General features: G+C 68.2%; 16 protein-coding genes. 10 read left to right on the forward strand and 6 right to left on the reverse strand.

All coding sequences use genetic code 11. The features are described from left to right. The first annotated feature begins 56 nt into the window (after nucleotides 1–56). From FPJ27_RS10890 to FPJ27_RS10900, 3 genes are all read left to right on the forward strand, one after another. Nucleotides 57–347, forward strand: coding sequence for a DUF1488 domain-containing protein (locus tag FPJ27_RS10890; RefSeq protein WP_072436760.1), 291 nt, complete (start codon nucleotides 57–59; stop codon nucleotides 345–347). 16 nt (nucleotides 348–363) lie between these two features. Continuing rightward, nucleotides 364–603, forward strand: coding sequence for a UDP-glucose 4-epimerase (locus FPJ27_RS10895; protein WP_204422882.1), 240 nt, complete (start codon nucleotides 364–366; stop codon nucleotides 601–603). 156 nt (nucleotides 604–759) lie between these two features. Next, on the forward strand, nucleotides 760–1113 hold the full coding sequence (locus FPJ27_RS10900) for a metal ABC transporter ATPase (RefSeq protein ID WP_072436762.1): 354 nt from the start codon (nucleotides 760–762) through the stop codon (nucleotides 1111–1113). Between the two features lie 53 nt (nucleotides 1114–1166). Here FPJ27_RS10900 and FPJ27_RS10905 read toward each other — a convergent pair whose 3' ends face one another. From FPJ27_RS10905 to lhpI, 3 genes are all read right to left on the reverse strand, one after another. Continuing rightward, entirely contained in the window at nucleotides 1167–1946 is a 780-nt protein-coding gene (locus FPJ27_RS10905; RefSeq protein WP_204422883.1) for a helix-turn-helix domain-containing protein, read from the reverse strand. Between the two features lie 16 nt (nucleotides 1947–1962). Continuing rightward, nucleotides 1963–2367 carry a response regulator transcription factor gene (locus tag FPJ27_RS10910; RefSeq protein WP_072436763.1) on the reverse strand — a complete coding sequence of 135 codons (405 nt, stop codon included), beginning with the start codon at nucleotides 2365–2367 and terminating at the stop codon, nucleotides 1963–1965. Nucleotides 2368–2546: 179 nt separating this feature from the next. Next, a complete protein-coding gene (gene lhpI, locus FPJ27_RS10915; RefSeq protein ID WP_072436764.1) occupies nucleotides 2547–3482 on the reverse strand; it encodes a bifunctional Delta(1)-pyrroline-2-carboxylate/Delta(1)-piperideine-2-carboxylate reductase in 936 nt (311 codons plus the stop codon). Between the two features lie 266 nt (nucleotides 3483–3748). On the opposite strand from lhpI, the gene FPJ27_RS10920 reads away from it, so the two are divergent. From FPJ27_RS10920 to FPJ27_RS10945, 6 genes are all read left to right on the forward strand, one after another. Beyond that, nucleotides 3749–4486 carry a GntR family transcriptional regulator gene (locus tag FPJ27_RS10920; RefSeq protein ID WP_111018080.1) on the forward strand — a complete coding sequence of 246 codons (738 nt, stop codon included), beginning with the start codon at nucleotides 3749–3751 and terminating at the stop codon, nucleotides 4484–4486. 121 nt (nucleotides 4487–4607) lie between these two features. Further along, nucleotides 4608–5729, forward strand: a complete 1122-nt coding sequence (locus FPJ27_RS10925) for a branched-chain amino acid ABC transporter substrate-binding protein (RefSeq protein WP_204422884.1) — start codon at nucleotides 4608–4610, stop codon at nucleotides 5727–5729. A 66-nt stretch (nucleotides 5730–5795) separates the two neighbouring features. After that, nucleotides 5796–6803, forward strand: coding sequence for a trans-3-hydroxy-L-proline dehydratase (lhpH, locus tag FPJ27_RS10930; RefSeq protein WP_204422885.1), 1008 nt, complete (start codon nucleotides 5796–5798; stop codon nucleotides 6801–6803). Nucleotides 6804–6977: 174 nt separating this feature from the next. Continuing rightward, nucleotides 6978–9557 carry a transglycosylase domain-containing protein gene (locus FPJ27_RS10935; protein WP_204422886.1) on the forward strand — a complete coding sequence of 860 codons (2580 nt, stop codon included), beginning with the start codon at nucleotides 6978–6980 and terminating at the stop codon, nucleotides 9555–9557. A gap of 79 nt (nucleotides 9558–9636) precedes the next feature. Further along, nucleotides 9637–10512 carry a PilZ domain-containing protein gene (locus FPJ27_RS10940; RefSeq protein ID WP_204422887.1) on the forward strand — a complete coding sequence of 292 codons (876 nt, stop codon included), beginning with the start codon at nucleotides 9637–9639 and terminating at the stop codon, nucleotides 10510–10512. Nucleotides 10513–10736: 224 nt separating this feature from the next. After that, nucleotides 10737–11066 (forward strand): DUF4148 domain-containing protein, encoded by a 330-nt coding sequence (locus tag FPJ27_RS10945; RefSeq protein ID WP_072436769.1) that lies wholly within the window; start codon nucleotides 10737–10739, stop codon nucleotides 11064–11066. Nucleotides 11067–11194: 128 nt separating this feature from the next. Here FPJ27_RS10945 and FPJ27_RS10950 read toward each other — a convergent pair whose 3' ends face one another. Genes FPJ27_RS10950 through FPJ27_RS10960 form a run of 3 tightly spaced genes read right to left on the reverse strand, consistent with a single transcriptional unit; the run spans nucleotide 11195 to nucleotide 13511 of the window. After that, nucleotides 11195–12088 (reverse strand): DMT family transporter, encoded by an 894-nt coding sequence (locus FPJ27_RS10950; RefSeq protein WP_204422888.1) that lies wholly within the window; start codon nucleotides 12086–12088, stop codon nucleotides 11195–11197. Between the two features lie 8 nt (nucleotides 12089–12096). Then, a complete protein-coding gene (locus FPJ27_RS10955; RefSeq protein WP_204422889.1) occupies nucleotides 12097–12885 on the reverse strand; it encodes a DUF2182 domain-containing protein in 789 nt (262 codons plus the stop codon). 23 nt (nucleotides 12886–12908) lie between these two features. Further along, nucleotides 12909–13511: a DUF1326 domain-containing protein gene (locus FPJ27_RS10960; RefSeq protein ID WP_072436771.1), complete on the reverse strand. Its 603-nt coding sequence runs from the start codon at nucleotides 13509–13511 to the stop codon at nucleotides 12909–12911. 342 nt (nucleotides 13512–13853) lie between these two features. On the opposite strand from FPJ27_RS10960, the gene FPJ27_RS10965 reads away from it, so the two are divergent. Then, complete coding sequence (locus FPJ27_RS10965) at nucleotides 13854–14258, forward strand: lysozyme inhibitor LprI family protein (protein ID WP_072436772.1); 405 nt, start codon at nucleotides 13854–13856, stop codon at nucleotides 14256–14258. Nucleotides 14259–14297 lie beyond the last annotated feature (39 nt).

Below are 14297 nucleotides of genomic sequence, written 5' to 3' on the forward strand. Positions count from 1 at the left end.
GGTCAAGCGGGCGGCCGCGCGCGCCACTATGCTCTCGTCATGGAGTCATCACGACAATGACAGGCGGACAGATGCACATTACCTTCCCGCCCGAGCCGGCCGAATATTGCGCGCGCGACCTGGTCGTCGCGTTTTCGGCGCTGGTCGACGGACGTTGCGTGCAGTGCGCGGTCACGGCCGAGGCACTGGAAGACCATTTCGGCGCGCCGTCGCTGCTCGAACGCGACCTGCTGGCCGCGTTCGACGCGCACCGGCCGGCGATCGAAGCGATGGCACGACGGATGCTCGAGGAAATCGGCGGCCGGCCGGTGCTGCTGCACAGCGGCCACTTCCGGCTCGGCGATTGACACCGCAGGAGGGGATATGACTCTGCAGGGCAACATTCACGAACGCGACTGGTCGGTCGAAGTCGAGACGCGCCCGTGCGAATCGGGGGAATTCCGCTGCCGCGTGTCGGTCGAGCACGGCAGCGGCGCCGGGCGCTTTCATCATACGTTCGAGCACAGCCATGCGTATCCGACCGAGCGCGAGGCGATGATCGAAGGGCTGCGGGCCGGAATGACGTGGATCGAGATGAAGACGTCGCAGGTATTCAACGTATGAACGGTGCCGCGCCGACAGAGGTGCGGACAGACTTATCGGCAGGCCAGCGATCGAAGAATCCGCGCCACGCCACGGGAAATACGCACCGCCGCCTTTCGGCGCGGCCGGTGCATGCAAGGCGGTCGACGAGCGGGCGGCCCCGTCAGGAGAAACGACATGGGTGTGGGCATGCAGATCGCCTGCCTCGGATTCACGGGTTCGGCCGCGATCGAAGCCGAAGCCGGCGCGCAACTGGTGCGGCTCGAACGGTTTCGCGCGCTGATCGACGGCTGTCACCTCGCAATCGAATCGCGCGTGGCGGCCGACGGCGCGCGCACATACGACGTGCGGCTCGACCTGGTGTTTCATGACGAGGCGCTCAGGCCGCTGCCGCCGTGCAGTGGCGATGACGTGGACGATGCGCTGCACCGCGCGTTCGCCCAGGCCGAACAGGCGCTGATCGCGCGGCAGGCGGGCGGTGGCAGGGTGATGCTGCGCGACGCGGCGACCACCGATGGCACGGCTCGGTGACGCACGGCGCGCGATGCCGCGCGGACGATGCCGGCGCGTACGTCCGACCCGAGTCAGACCCGCGCGAGCGCTTGCGCGTCGATGATGCGCACGCGCTTGCCGCGTGTTTCGACCAGTGCTTCGCGATGGAAGCGCGAGAACATCCGGCTGACCGTTTCCAGCTTCATCCCGAGATAACAACCGATTTCCTCGCGCGTCATCCGCAGGTTGAATTCGGTCGCCGAATAGCCGCGCGCCTCGAAGCGCGACGACAGGTTCAGCAGGAAATGCGCGACGCGCTGTTCGGCCGACATCGTGCCGAGCAGCAGCATCTGGCTCGATTTCCGCACGATCTCGCTGCTCAGCATCTGATAGAGGAAGTGCTGCATCGGCTTGATTTCGCGGCACGCCGCTTCGAGCGCACCGAACGGGATGACGCACACGACGCTGTCTTCGAGCGCGATCGCGTCGCAGCAGTGCTGGCCGCTGCCGATGCCGTCCATCCCGAGCGTGTCGCCGGCGATCTGGAAGCCGGTCACGTGTTCGCGGCCGTCGCGATGCATCATCACCGTCTTGACCGAACCCGCGCGCACTGCATAGATGCTCTGGAACGGATCGTCGGTGCGGAACAGCGCGTCGCCCTGGCGAACCTGCCGGGTCGTGCAGATGATCGCGTCGAGCCGGCCGTATTCGGCGGCCGTCAGTTGCGGCGGCAGGCACATCGAGCGCATCGCGCAGGCCGAGCAGCGTGCGGCGGGATGTTTGGCGGCGTCGGCGCGCGTGACCGCACGAAGCGGAGTCGTCGGCCGGGGCGCGACGGGGACGTCGGCGGGGCAGGCGGTGGCTGTGGACATGAGTCGCTCCGGCACGTCAGGGGCGGTGCACGCGAGCGTGCACCAGGGATTCGATGACACGGCACGCGGCGTCGAATTCGACGGTCTTGTCGAAGAAGTAGTCGGCTCCGGCTGTCGCGCATGCCTCTCTGAATGCCGGCGCCGAATGATTCGTCAGCACGATCGTGACGATGCGCGGCGCGGCCTTCGACAGCATCCCGATCAGGTCGAGGCCGCTGCCGTCCGCGAGCCGCAGGTCGACGATCACGACATCCGCCCGGCTGCCGCGGATCTGCGTCCACGCGTGCTGGCCGTCTTCCGCTTCGCCCACGACGGCGACGCCGCGAATCGCGCCGACGAGCAGCGCGATCCGCTGCCGGACGGCGACGGCGTGATCGACGAGAAACACCCTGAGCGTGGCGGGCGACAAGCTGGCATTCATGCCGGCAGTATCGTGTTGCGCCGCCAAAAATGAAATCGGCCGAATTGGAAGTTGGTGTAGGCCGCTTCGACGCGTTGTAGGGCGTTTCCTACAACGCGTACGGGAAAGTGTCGGAGCGCTCCGGATGTTGCAACGCCGCACCGGCGCCGCGCGCGCGGCCGGTGGGCTTCGCTGCCGGGTCAGCCGGCCCGGCGCGCGTCCAGCGCATCGCGTGCGGTGCGGCACGCGGCAAGATCCCACGCAGCGCAGCCGACGCTCTTGAACAGCAGCGGTCCGCCGACGGCGAATGCGCCGCCCAGCACGTCGGCGAGCGACGCGACCTGCTGCCAGTCGACCTGCGCGACGATCAGGTCGCCGGCCTCGTGGCGCGCGCCGGCCGGATCGTCGACGACGAGCCGGCTGCCGTGCACCGTGTTCGCATCGATCTCGGCCGCATCCGCGGTGAACGCGCCGACGCCGACCACGAGCCGGCCTTCGCGCGCGGCTTCGCGGTAGACGGGCGTGCGGCTCGTCGTCAGCGTGACGACGACGTCGATCGCATCGGGAATCGCGTCGCCGTCGAGCGGTGCGAGCCGCGGCGCCTGCGCGCGGTGCGCGGCGCAGAAGGCGGCCGCGCTGTCGGCGCTGGTGCCGCGCACGTGAAGGCGCGCGTCGGGAAAGATCGCCGCGAGCGCTTCCGCGTGATTGGCCGCCTGCTTGCCGGTGCCGATCAGCAGGATGTCGCGCGGCGCGGCGCCATGCAGCGCGTCGATGCCGAGCGCGGTGACGGCCGCCGTGCGGCGGCCGGTGACCGTCGGGCCGTCGAGCGCGAAGCGCATCTCGCCGGTGGTCGCGTCGTACGCGGTCACCTGGCCGAGGATCGTCGGCAGCCCGCGCGCGCCGTTGCCGGGGCATACGTTCACGAGCTTGTGGGTGGCAAGGTCGCGCGCGCTCGACGGCATCGACAGCATCACGCCGCCGGCCTGCAGCGGCACGACCAGGCGTTCGGGGCTGACGATCTCACCCGCCGCGTACTCGGCGACGGCCTGCCTGAGCGTGGCGAGCAGCGCCGGGTAGTCGAGCAGCGCGGCCGTGTCGGCCGCATCGAAAACGGGAATCCGGGAAAGGGCGGTCATCGTGTACGTCGCAGGCGTCGGTGAACGTGGACGACGGGCGCATGACGCGCCCGCCAAGGGGGCTGCCGGATACCGTGACACGGTGGCAGTGTGGATCGAATCTATACCACTTTCCATCGCACCGGCAACCCGGAAAATAAACCGAAGCGCCGGTTTTGGTTCTAATATCTGTCCAAAAGGGTCGCCGTGGTCTCGATGCCGGCACCGCTCCGGTATAGTGCGAACCCATTCCAAGTCCACGCCCGCGACCGGGCAGGAGCCATACGATGATGTCCGCGCGTCCCGAATCACTCGAAGGCGGTTTCAGGCCGCTGCAGATCTACGAGCAGGTCGCCGAGAAGATCCGCGACGAGATTCGCGCGGGGCGCTACGCGGCCGATTCGCGGCTGCCGTCCGAGCGCGAACTCGCGGTGCTGTTCCAGGTCGGCCGGCCGGCCGTGCGCGAGGCGCTCGGCGCGCTGCAGAACGAAGGGCTGGTGTTCACGAAGCGCAATTCGGGCACCTACGTCGTCGCGTCGCCGCTCGACGTGCTCGCGGAACGCGGCGACACGCGTGCGGCGTCCGAGGCCGATTTCAGCCCGACGTCGACGCTCGACGTGCGGCTGATCCTGGAACCCGCGATCGCGCGCCTCGCTGCCTCGCACGGCCGCGCCGACCCGGGCGCCGAGCGCTATCTCGCGCAGATGGAAACCATCACCGACGTCGACGATCCGCACCAGCGCGCGCTGTGGAACGAGAGCGACCGGCTGTTCCACCGGCAGCTCGCGCTGATGACCGGCGACCCGCTGATCGTGAAGATCGCGGACGAGGTCGCGAAGACGATGGACCAGCCGCTATGGAAGCGGCTGAAGGACGACGGCATCTACGACGCGGGCCGGATCCGGCTCTACGTGTCCGAACACCGGCTGATCTACGAGGCGATCGTGTCCGGCGATGCCGATGCGGCTGCGTTCTATGTCGAGCAGCATATCCGCCGCGTGCGGCGCGACATCGCGCCGAAGTGATGCGCACGGGTTCGTTCTGGTCTGAAATATGACCAGAAACATGAAAATTATTTTGAAATTGCTTGCGATGTGACCACGCGTGTCCTACATTGGTTTCACACAAAACCAATCAGGAGACATCATGCGACATCTCGTTACCGCGCTCTCGGTGGCCGTTGCCGCCGGCGCGCTGACTTCCGCGCACGCGCAGGAAGTCGTGATGATCGGCCATTCGGCGCCGCTGACGGGCCCGCAGGCCGCGAACGGCAAGGACAACGAAAACGGCGCGCGCCTTGCCGTCGACGAACTCAACAAGGCCGGCGTGAAGGTGGCCGGCAAGACCGTCACGTTCAAGCTGATTTCAGACGACGACCAGGCCGACCCGAAGGCCGGCGTGCAGGTCGCGCAGAACCTCGTCGACAAGGGTGTCGTCGCGGTGCTCGGGCCGTACAACTCGGGCGTCGCGATCCCGGCATCGCGCGTGTATTCGAATGCAGGCGTGCCGATCCTGCCGGTCGCGTCGAATCCGGCACTCACGAAGCAGGGCTTCAAGAACATCTTCCGGATCGGCGCGAGCGACGAGCAGCTCGGCGGCACGATGGCCACGTTCGCCGCGAAGACGCTGAACGCGAAAACCGCGGCCGTCGTCGACGATCGCACCGCGTACGGGCAGGGCGTCGCCGAGCAGTTCATGAACGTCGCGAAGGCGAACGGGATCAAGATCGTCGACCAGGAATACACGAGTTCGTCGGCCACCGATTTCCTCGGCATTCTCACCAAGATCAAGGCGGGCAACCCGGACGTGATCTTCTTCGGCGGTTATGCGGCGCAGGGCGCGCCGATGGCCAAGCAGATGAAGCAGCGCGGGCTGCGCGCGAAGCTGCTCGGCGGCGACGGCATCTGCTCGGCCGACATGGGCAAGGTGGCGGGCGATGCGGCATCGATCGTCTACTGCGCGCAGGGCGGCGTCGCGCTCGAGAAGACGCCCGCCGGGCGCGAATTCCTGAAGAAGTACCACGACGCCTATCACACGGACACGCAGGTCTACGGCGTCAACTACTACGACGGCGTGAAGCTGCTCGCCGACGCGATGGTCAAGGCCGGCACGACCACCGACAAGGCGAAGCTGATCGCGCAGCTCGCGAAGTCGAACTATGCGGGCGTCGCGGGCACCTATTCGTTCGACGCGAACGGCGACCTGAAGGGCGCGCCGACGTCCGTCTACGTGATCCGCAACGGCTTGCCCGAGCCGTACGCGAAGTAACGGGGCCAGCTTGCCATCGGACGGCGGCCCGGCCGCCGTCCTTCGTTTCAACGCATTCGACCGAATATGAAAATTTCCCGATCCCTTTCCACCGTCGAAGTCCATACGGGCGGCGAAGCGTTCCGCATCGTCACGAGCGGGCTGCCGCGCCTGCCTGGCGACACGATCGTCCAGCGCCGCGCATGGCTCAAGGAGAACGCCGACGAGATCCGCCGCGCGCTGATGTTCGAACCGCGCGGCCACGCCGACATGTACGGCGGCTACCTGACCGAGCCCGTGTCGCCGAACGCCGATTTCGGGGTGATCTTCGTGCACAACGAAGGCTACAGCGACCATTGCGGGCACGGCGTGATCGCGCTGTCGACCGCCGCGGTCGAGCTCGGCTGGGTGCAGCGCACGATGCCGGAAACACGGGTCGGCATCGACGCGCCGTGCGGCTTCATCGAGGCCTTCGTCAGGTGGGACGGCGAGCATGCGGGGCCCGTGCGCTTCGTCAACGTGCCGTCGTTCATCTGGCGGCGCGACGTGTCGGTCGATACGCCGTCGTTCGGCACCGTGACCGGCGACATCGCGTATGGCGGCGCGTTCTATTTCTACGTCGACGGCGCGCCGTTCGACCTGCCGGTGCGCGAGGCGGCGGTGGAAAAGCTGATCCGCTTCGGTGCGGAAGTGAAGGCCGCCGCGAACGCGAAGTACCCGGTCGTGCATCCGGAGATTCCGGAAATCAACCATATCTACGGCACGATCATCGCGAACGCGCCGCGCCATCCGGGCTCGACGCAGGCGAACTGCTGCGTGTTCGCGGATCGCGAAGTCGACCGCTCGCCGACCGGCTCCGGCACCGGCGGGCGCGTCGCGCAGTTGTACCAGCGCGGGCTGCTCGCGGCCGGCGACACGCTCGTCAACGAATCGATCGTCGGCACGATCTTCAAGGGGCGCGTGCTGCGCGAGACGACGGTCGGCGACATTCCGGCCGTGATCCCGGAAGTGGAAGGCAGCGCGCATATCTGCGGTTTCGCGAACTGGATCGTCGACGAGCGCGATCCGCTGACCTACGGTTTTCTCGTGCGCTGAGCAGCAGCGCCGATCGGCCGCCGTCGCGCGGCCACCCGGTTGTCGTACCAGGCCTGGCGCGTCGTTCCCGTTGCGGGGGCACGCGCCTTTTTTGCGTGCGGCCGGTAGCGAAGCCGTGCGGTGTGCGCCGGCGCAAGGCCGCCACCGCCGGCGGGCCGCGCGAGTTTTGGTACGATGCACCCTTTTCAGCCGAGCTCCACCCGCGTGAATCGCCGAAACGTGTCGTCAGTGCGTGACTTATGTGCCAGCTGGGTTGCGCGCGCCCAACCCGTCGCGGCTGCCGCCGTCGCGAGGGTCAAGCCTCTCGCCGCCGCCGCGTGGCAGCATCTCCGTCGTCCCACGCGCCGCGGCGTACTGCTCACGGCGGCCGGCGTGCCGGTGCTGTTCGTGCTGTACGTGATCGCGCTGATCCCGTTCACGCCGGGCATCGGCGACATCCGCAAGGCGCGCGTCGACCAGCCCGCGCAGGTGCTGTCCGCCGACGGCAAGCTGCTGGCCGAATTCAAGCCGTCGAACCGCGAGTGGGTGCCGCTCAAGCAGATCTCGCCGCACATGGTCGACGCGCTGATCGCGACCGAGGATCATCGCTTCTACGAGCATCACGGCCTCGACTGGAAACGCACCGCGTCGGCCGCGCTCCATACGTTCTCGGGCAGCCGCCAGGGCGGCTCGACGATCACGCAGCAGCTCGCTCGCAACCTGTATCCGGACGAGATCGGCCGTGCGCCGACGCTCACGCGCAAGGTGAAGGAAGCCATCACCGCGCTGAAGATCGAGGCCGTCTACAGCAAGGACCAGATTCTCGAGACCTACCTGAACACGGTGCCGTTCCTGTACAACGCGTACGGCGTCGAGATGGCCGCGCGCACCTATTTCGACAAGTCGGCCGACGAACTCGACGTGCTCGACAGCGCGACGCTCGTCGGAATGCTGAAGGGCAACAGCTACTACAACCCGGTGCTGAACCCCGAGCGTGCGCTGCAGCGGCGCAACACGGTGCTCGGCCAGATGGTGAAGTACGGCAAGCTGTCGACGGCGCAGTTCGCGCAGTTGCAGCGCAGGCCGCTGCGCATCGACTTCGAGCGCCAGAAGGAGCCGCCGGGGCCGGCGCCGCATTTCGCGCAGCAGTTGCGCAAATGGCTGATCGCGTGGGCCGACCGCAACGACTACAACATCTACTCGGACGGGCTGATCGTGCGCACGACGATCGACTCGCGGCTGCAGCAGATGGCGACGCAGGCGCTCACGCTGCAGGGCAATCAGTTGCAGGGCATCGCGAACAACGCATGGAGCGGCCGCGACGGCTGCGGCACCGACAACGAGGTGTTCCGCACCTTCATGCGCGAGTCGCCCGAGTACAAGGCTGCGCAGGACGCCGGCAAGGACGACGCGGCCGCGATGAAGCTGCTCGCGGCCGACCGCGGCTTCATGCGCGCGCTGTGCAAGACGAAGACCGACGTACAGGCCGGCTTCCTCGCGATCGATCCGCGCGACGGGCAGATCCGCGCATGGGTCGGCAGCCGCGACTTTACCAACGAGCCGTTCGACCACGTCGCGCAGGCACGGCGCCAGCCGGGCTCGACGTTCAAGCCGTTCGTCTATGGCGCCGCGTTCGCGGGCGGGATGAAGCCGGAGGACACGTTCATCGACCAGCCGGTCGAGATCCCGCTGAAGGGCGGCGAGATCTGGCGGCCGAACGACGACGTGCCGCCGACGGGCAAGCCGATGACGCTGCGCGACGCGGTCGCGCTGTCGCGCAACCGGATTACCGCGCAGGTGATGGAGAAGGTCGGGCCGGCGGCGGTCGCACGGCTCGCGCGCGACATGGGCGTGCGCGAAAGCCCGCTCGAACGCGTGCCGTCGCTCGCGCTCGGCACGAGCCCGGTCACGCTGAAGGAGATGGTCGCGTCGTACGCGACGATCGCGAACGGCGGCCTCTACGTCGAGCCGCAAATGGTGGTGCGCATCGAGAACCGCCAGGGCGACGTGCTCGCCGAGTACGCGCCGTCGCCGCCCGAGCGCGCACTCGACGCCGAAACCGACAAGACGCTGCTCGACGTGATGCGCGATGTCGTGACGCGCGGCACCGGCGGCAGCATCCGCACGCGCTTCGGCATTCGCGGCGATGTAGCCGGCAAGACGGGCACGACGCAGGACAACGCGGACGGCTGGTTCATCCTGATGCAGCCCGGCCTCGTCGCCGGTGCGTGGGTCGGTTTCGACGACGGCCGCGTGACGCTGCGCAGCGATTACTGGGGACAGGGCGCGCACAGTGCGCTGCCGATCGTCGGCGATTTCTTCCAGCGCGCGCAGCGCGCCCGGATCGTCGACACGAAGGCGAAATTCGATACCGAGCCGTCGCCCGGCTGGTTCGCGTCGCTGCGCGAGCGTGCGACGGATCTGTTCGACACGTGGTTCAGGCCCGAGCCGACGAAGGCGCCCGCGCCGGTCAGGACGCAGCGCATGGAGCCTTCATCGGAGGCCGACGAAGGCGCCGCATCGGCCGCGTCGGCGGCATCGGCGCCCGAAGCGGCGTCCGGCGGCATCGTCGAGGAATGGATACCGGCGTCCGAAGTGGCCGCATCGGCCGCCGCATTGTCGCCAGGCGCATCGCAACCGCAGACGGCGCAGCCCCCGGCAGTGGGCGCAAGTACGACGAGCGACGGCAGTGCGGGCATCGGTGCTGCGCCGGCCGCCACGCCGGCCCAGCCGCCCGCGCCGGTCGCTCCCGACGCGACGGGCGCCTCGCAGTAACGAAGCCGTTCAGAATTCGCGCGATGCTGCCGTAATCATGTTGTCACGACAGTTCGCGCGGTCGTTCCGCGCCTCTCCGATGCGACCTCCCACCGACTACGTCGCGCTAGCGCGCGACGACCTCTGCGTTGGCGTTCCGCTCGGCTTCGATCTCTACGATGCCGACGGCGCCGCGCTGCTGCCGGCCGGCACGACGCTGAGCGATGCCGCGCAGCATGCTTTCCTGTTCGACCATTTCCGGCCCGTGCGCATGCGCGATGACGCCGATGCCGAGCCGCGCGCGCATGGCGCGGTGCCGCCCGCCCCGCGCATGGGGCTGTCGGCCGGTGCCGCGATCGGCATCCGCCGCCGGGTCGGCACGACACGCGGACTGCAGCGCTTCCGGCTAATCGGCGTCGCCGCGTCGGGCGCGCTGTTCGTCGAGCCGCAGCCGGCGGCCGTGTTCGACTTCGCGCGCGGCGACGACATCGAAGCGGTAGCGATCGGCCGGGCCGCGGTGTCCCGTTTCGGCGCGACGGTCGAGTCGGTGCAGGTGTCGGGCGCCGCGCGGTTCATGATCCTGTCGCCGCCCGGCTTCGTCGACCGGCTGCGTACGCGCGCAGAGCCGCGCGTGCCTGCGCGGATCGCGGCCTGCTGCACGGGTGGAGCCGACGGGGTGGAAGGCATCGGAATGGTGCACGACATCAGCCTGAGCGGGCTGTCGATCGCGGTCGACCGGACGATCGCCGCAAGCGGAGAGCCGTTGCGCGTGCTGCTGCCGTACGCGGCGGGCGACCGCGTCGAGCAGCTGGCGCTCGACGGCACGGTGCGGGCCGTGCATGCCGATCCGGCGGCGCCGGCACTGACGCTGCATCACGCGGCGTTCGGCGAGACCGGCGCCGACGATCTGGTCCGCCTCAAGGCCCTGCTGTTCGACAGGCTGATGGCGTCGGTGGACATCGATCAATCGCGCTGACGCGTGGGCCGCGCGCGCCAGATGCTGTATCGCAGCATTCGGCGTATGAATGTCGACAATCGTCTGATGATTGAGGCTATTCCGGCGAAATTGTACGGTTTCCGTCAACAGTGAATTTGCGATTTAAGTATTTACCCTGATAGTCACCCCTCCTAGACTTCTACTCATGCGCAACGACCCCGAGTCCGAAGCGCCTGACAAAACAATCCTGGAGGTAACGCATCATGAAATCGCTGATCAAGGCAGTTGCACTGGCCGCCCTGGTGGCCGCACCGGTCGTCTCGTTCGCCCAATCGAACCAGCAGCCGCTGACGCGCGCGCAAGTGCGCGCCGAGCTGGTCCAGCTCGAAAAGGCCGGCTACAACCCGAACGACTGGGTGAACTATCCGGAAAACATCCAGGCCGCGCAGGCAAAGATCGCCGCAGCGCAGAACACCGGCGCGCAGGCTGACGCAACGGGCTACGGCGCGAATGCCGCCGCGACGTCGCAGTCGGGCCAGCGCGTCGTCGTGCCGGCCGCCGCCGATCGCACGTCGGTGTACTTCGGCCACTAAGCGGGCCGGCGCCCGCAACGGTGCCCGGTTTGCGGTTTCCCCAAAACCCGTGCACGGTATCCGTGTACGGGTTTTTCGTTTCCGCATGACCGAATGAGCCGGGGCGAGCGCGGTGCGCCTGCCTGGCATTACGGTGCGGTGCCCGCGTGGCGGGCACGAGTCGCGAGCACGACCGCGACGCCACCGAGGATGGCGGCCGATGCGAGCGCGAGCCGCCAGGTCGGCTGTTCGGACAGGAACAGCACGGCGCCGCACGCGGCGATCGGCGGCACGGACAACTGGATTGCCGCGGCGCGCATGGCCGTGAGGTGCCGCAGCGCGGCATACCAGACGACGTAGCCGAGGCCCGAGGTGAGCGCACCGGAAAGCACGGCAAGCGCGACGCCGGCCGGCGTCACGCGCATGCGGGCGGCGAGCGCGACGCTCAACGTGAGCGCCAGCGGTGCGGCACGCAGGAAGTTGCCGGCGGTCGCCGCGACCGGATCGGCAGGCTTGCGGCCGCGTATCGAATAGATGCCCCATGCAATGCCGGCGACGGTCATCAGCGCGGCGCCTTGCGGCGTCGGCGCCGCGAGCCCCGGCGACACGAGATACAGCAGCCCGCCGAGCGCGACACCGAACCCGGCCCAGCCCGCCGGGGCGAACCGTTCGCCGGCGCGCCATCCCGCCGCGAACATCGTCAGTTGCACGGCGCCGAACAGGATCAGCGCGCCGGTTGCGGCACTGACGGTCAGGTACGCGAACGAGAAGCACGCGACATAGGCGAACAGCATCGCCGCCGCGGGCCAGTCCGCGGGCGGGGCGGGCCGTCGCGCACCCGCGCGGGCAACGATCGCGAGCATCAGCGCGCCCGACACGAGGCGCAGGCTGCCGAAGCTGGCCGCGTCGATCCGCCCGGCCTGTAGCGCGAGCCGGCACAGCAGCGAATTCGACGCGAATGCGAGCATCGCGACGGACGTCAGCGCGGCGACCCGCACGCCCGGCCGTACGTGCAGCGCGAATGCGGAGGCGGGCGGGCGCATCGCGGGCCTCACGCGTGGTTCGCGACGATCAGCATGGCCACGCCGAACAGCGCGGCGCCGAGCGGCGCCGTGAGCTGCCGCCCCCACGCCGCATTCTTTTCGATGGCCATTAGCGCGGCGAGCGACAGCATCCAGCCGAGACTGCCGGCGCCGACGACGAACATCAGCAGCATCAGCGCCCAGCAGCACCCGACGCAGAAGAGCCCGTGGCTTGCGCCCAGCGCAAATGCGTTGCGCAACGGCGTGCGGCCGCGCCAGCGGCTGATCACGAAACTGAAAGGGGTGCGGCACCGGTCCAGGCAGTGTTCCTTCAGCCAACTGAACTGAAATGCGCCGGCGAGCGCAAACACGGCCGCGCCGATCAGCCAGCCGCGCCACGCGAGCGCCGGCACATGCGCGACGCCCGTCAGCACCAGTGCATGCAGGCCGTGCGCGACGAGACCGAATCCGCTCCACACGACGACGTAGCCTACGCCGACGAGCGCGAGCAGGCGCGCCTGGTCGGGGCGGTTCGCGACGACGCGCGCGAACGCATTGAACAGCGCCAGCGTCGTCGGCAGCATCATCGCAAGGATCATCAGCGTCCAGGCGGCCGCGTCGAGCACGGCCGGCAGCCATAGCGCGCCGCCCGGCAGCGCGCGACAAAGCGCGCTGAACGGTTCGGAGGCGGCACCGTCGCCGTGCTCGAGATAACGCCCGTACGGACTGCGCGTCCACGCCCACAGCGTGATCCACGCGAATCCAACCAGGCTCGTGAGCACGAGCGGAAACAGGCGCCGATGCAGCGACGCTGCCATGGCCGTTTCCGTGCGATCGCGATTCACGCGTCGAACAGGAACGTGCTCTGCAACGCGTTGTGATTCTTCAGATCGACGTCGATGCCGATCGCCGCATTCTTCGACCGGTAGACGGGCGCCTTGCCGACGAACACGGGGGCGCCGGGCACGGTCGAGAACACGGTGTCGGTCAGCGTCGTCTGCGCGCCGCTCGGGCCCAGGTACGGCTCGAGTTCCGCGTGATAGTCGGTGCCGATCGACAGCGTGCCGCGCGCGCCTTCGACGTCGAACCGGATCGGTGCGCGCTCGATCGACACGACCTTGCCGATCAGTTTCGCGAGTTCGGCGATCGGGCCGCCGGCCTGTCCCGTATAGACCTTGAGGAGCGCCTGCTCCTGCTCGTCGGACGCCGTGTCGCTGACGTAGATCGCAGCCGTCCAGTTGCCTTCCAGGATATTGCCCGGCACGCGGCACACCGCGGCGATCGTGTTGCCGCCGACGTCGACGCCGTCGACCGTGCCCTTGTCGACATGCCATGCGACGATGGTGTCGCACACGCCGAAATCCGGATCCTCGCCGATCCAGCATGGGCACAGTACGCGACAGTTGCAGACCTCGAGCAGACGGCCTTCCAGGTGATAGCTCATGATTTCCTCCAGAGAGCGACGGCGATCGCGCGTTGCGCAAGGCAGAGGAAACCGGCTGACGAAACGTCACGCCCGCTCGGCGGCACGAACGCGAAATGCGCTGAGAAATGCGCGGAAGCGGGATGGGATGGACGCGATAGCGCTGGCCTGAAGCGGCGTATCAATTTTTCCAGTGTAGGTGCGCGTGGATGATATGCAAGCCGACGCGCGAGCATGATGCCGGCTGACAAGCGGACGCGCGTGCGCTAGCATCGCGGACGGTGTCGCCGCGCGCCGAGGCGCGGCAGGGGCGTCATGCTCCGCACCGGCTTCCACGACTTCAACGAACAACAAGGAGCATCCATGCGTGTCTTGACCGGTCTGCTGTGCTCGCTGGCACTCGCGGCGAACGTTGCCCATGCACAGGCGAATTGTGCGGACGCAACGGATCAGGCGACGATGACGGCGTGTGCCGATCGCGCGTACAAGAAATCCGACGGGGATTTGAACCGGACCTACCAGTCCGTCACCGCGCGCCTGCGCGATGCACGGCCGCTTGCCGACAAACTCGTGAATGCGCAGCGGGCGTGGATCGCGTACCGCGATGCCGAATGCAGTTTCTCCAGCGCGAATGCCGAGGGCGGCAGTGTGTATCCGATGGTCGTATCGACCTGCCTCGACGATCTGACGAAAGCGCGTACGGAAACGCTGAAGGCCTATCTGTCCTGCGAGGAAGGCGATCTCGCGTGCCCGGTGCCCGCCAGGTAGGTAAAAGTCACGAACCGTTACCGGCCGCATGCCGCGCGG

The organism is Burkholderia sp. MS455 (genome assembly GCF_016899445.1).
Classification (GTDB): Bacteria; Pseudomonadota; Gammaproteobacteria; order Burkholderiales; family Burkholderiaceae; genus Burkholderia; species Burkholderia pyrrocinia_C.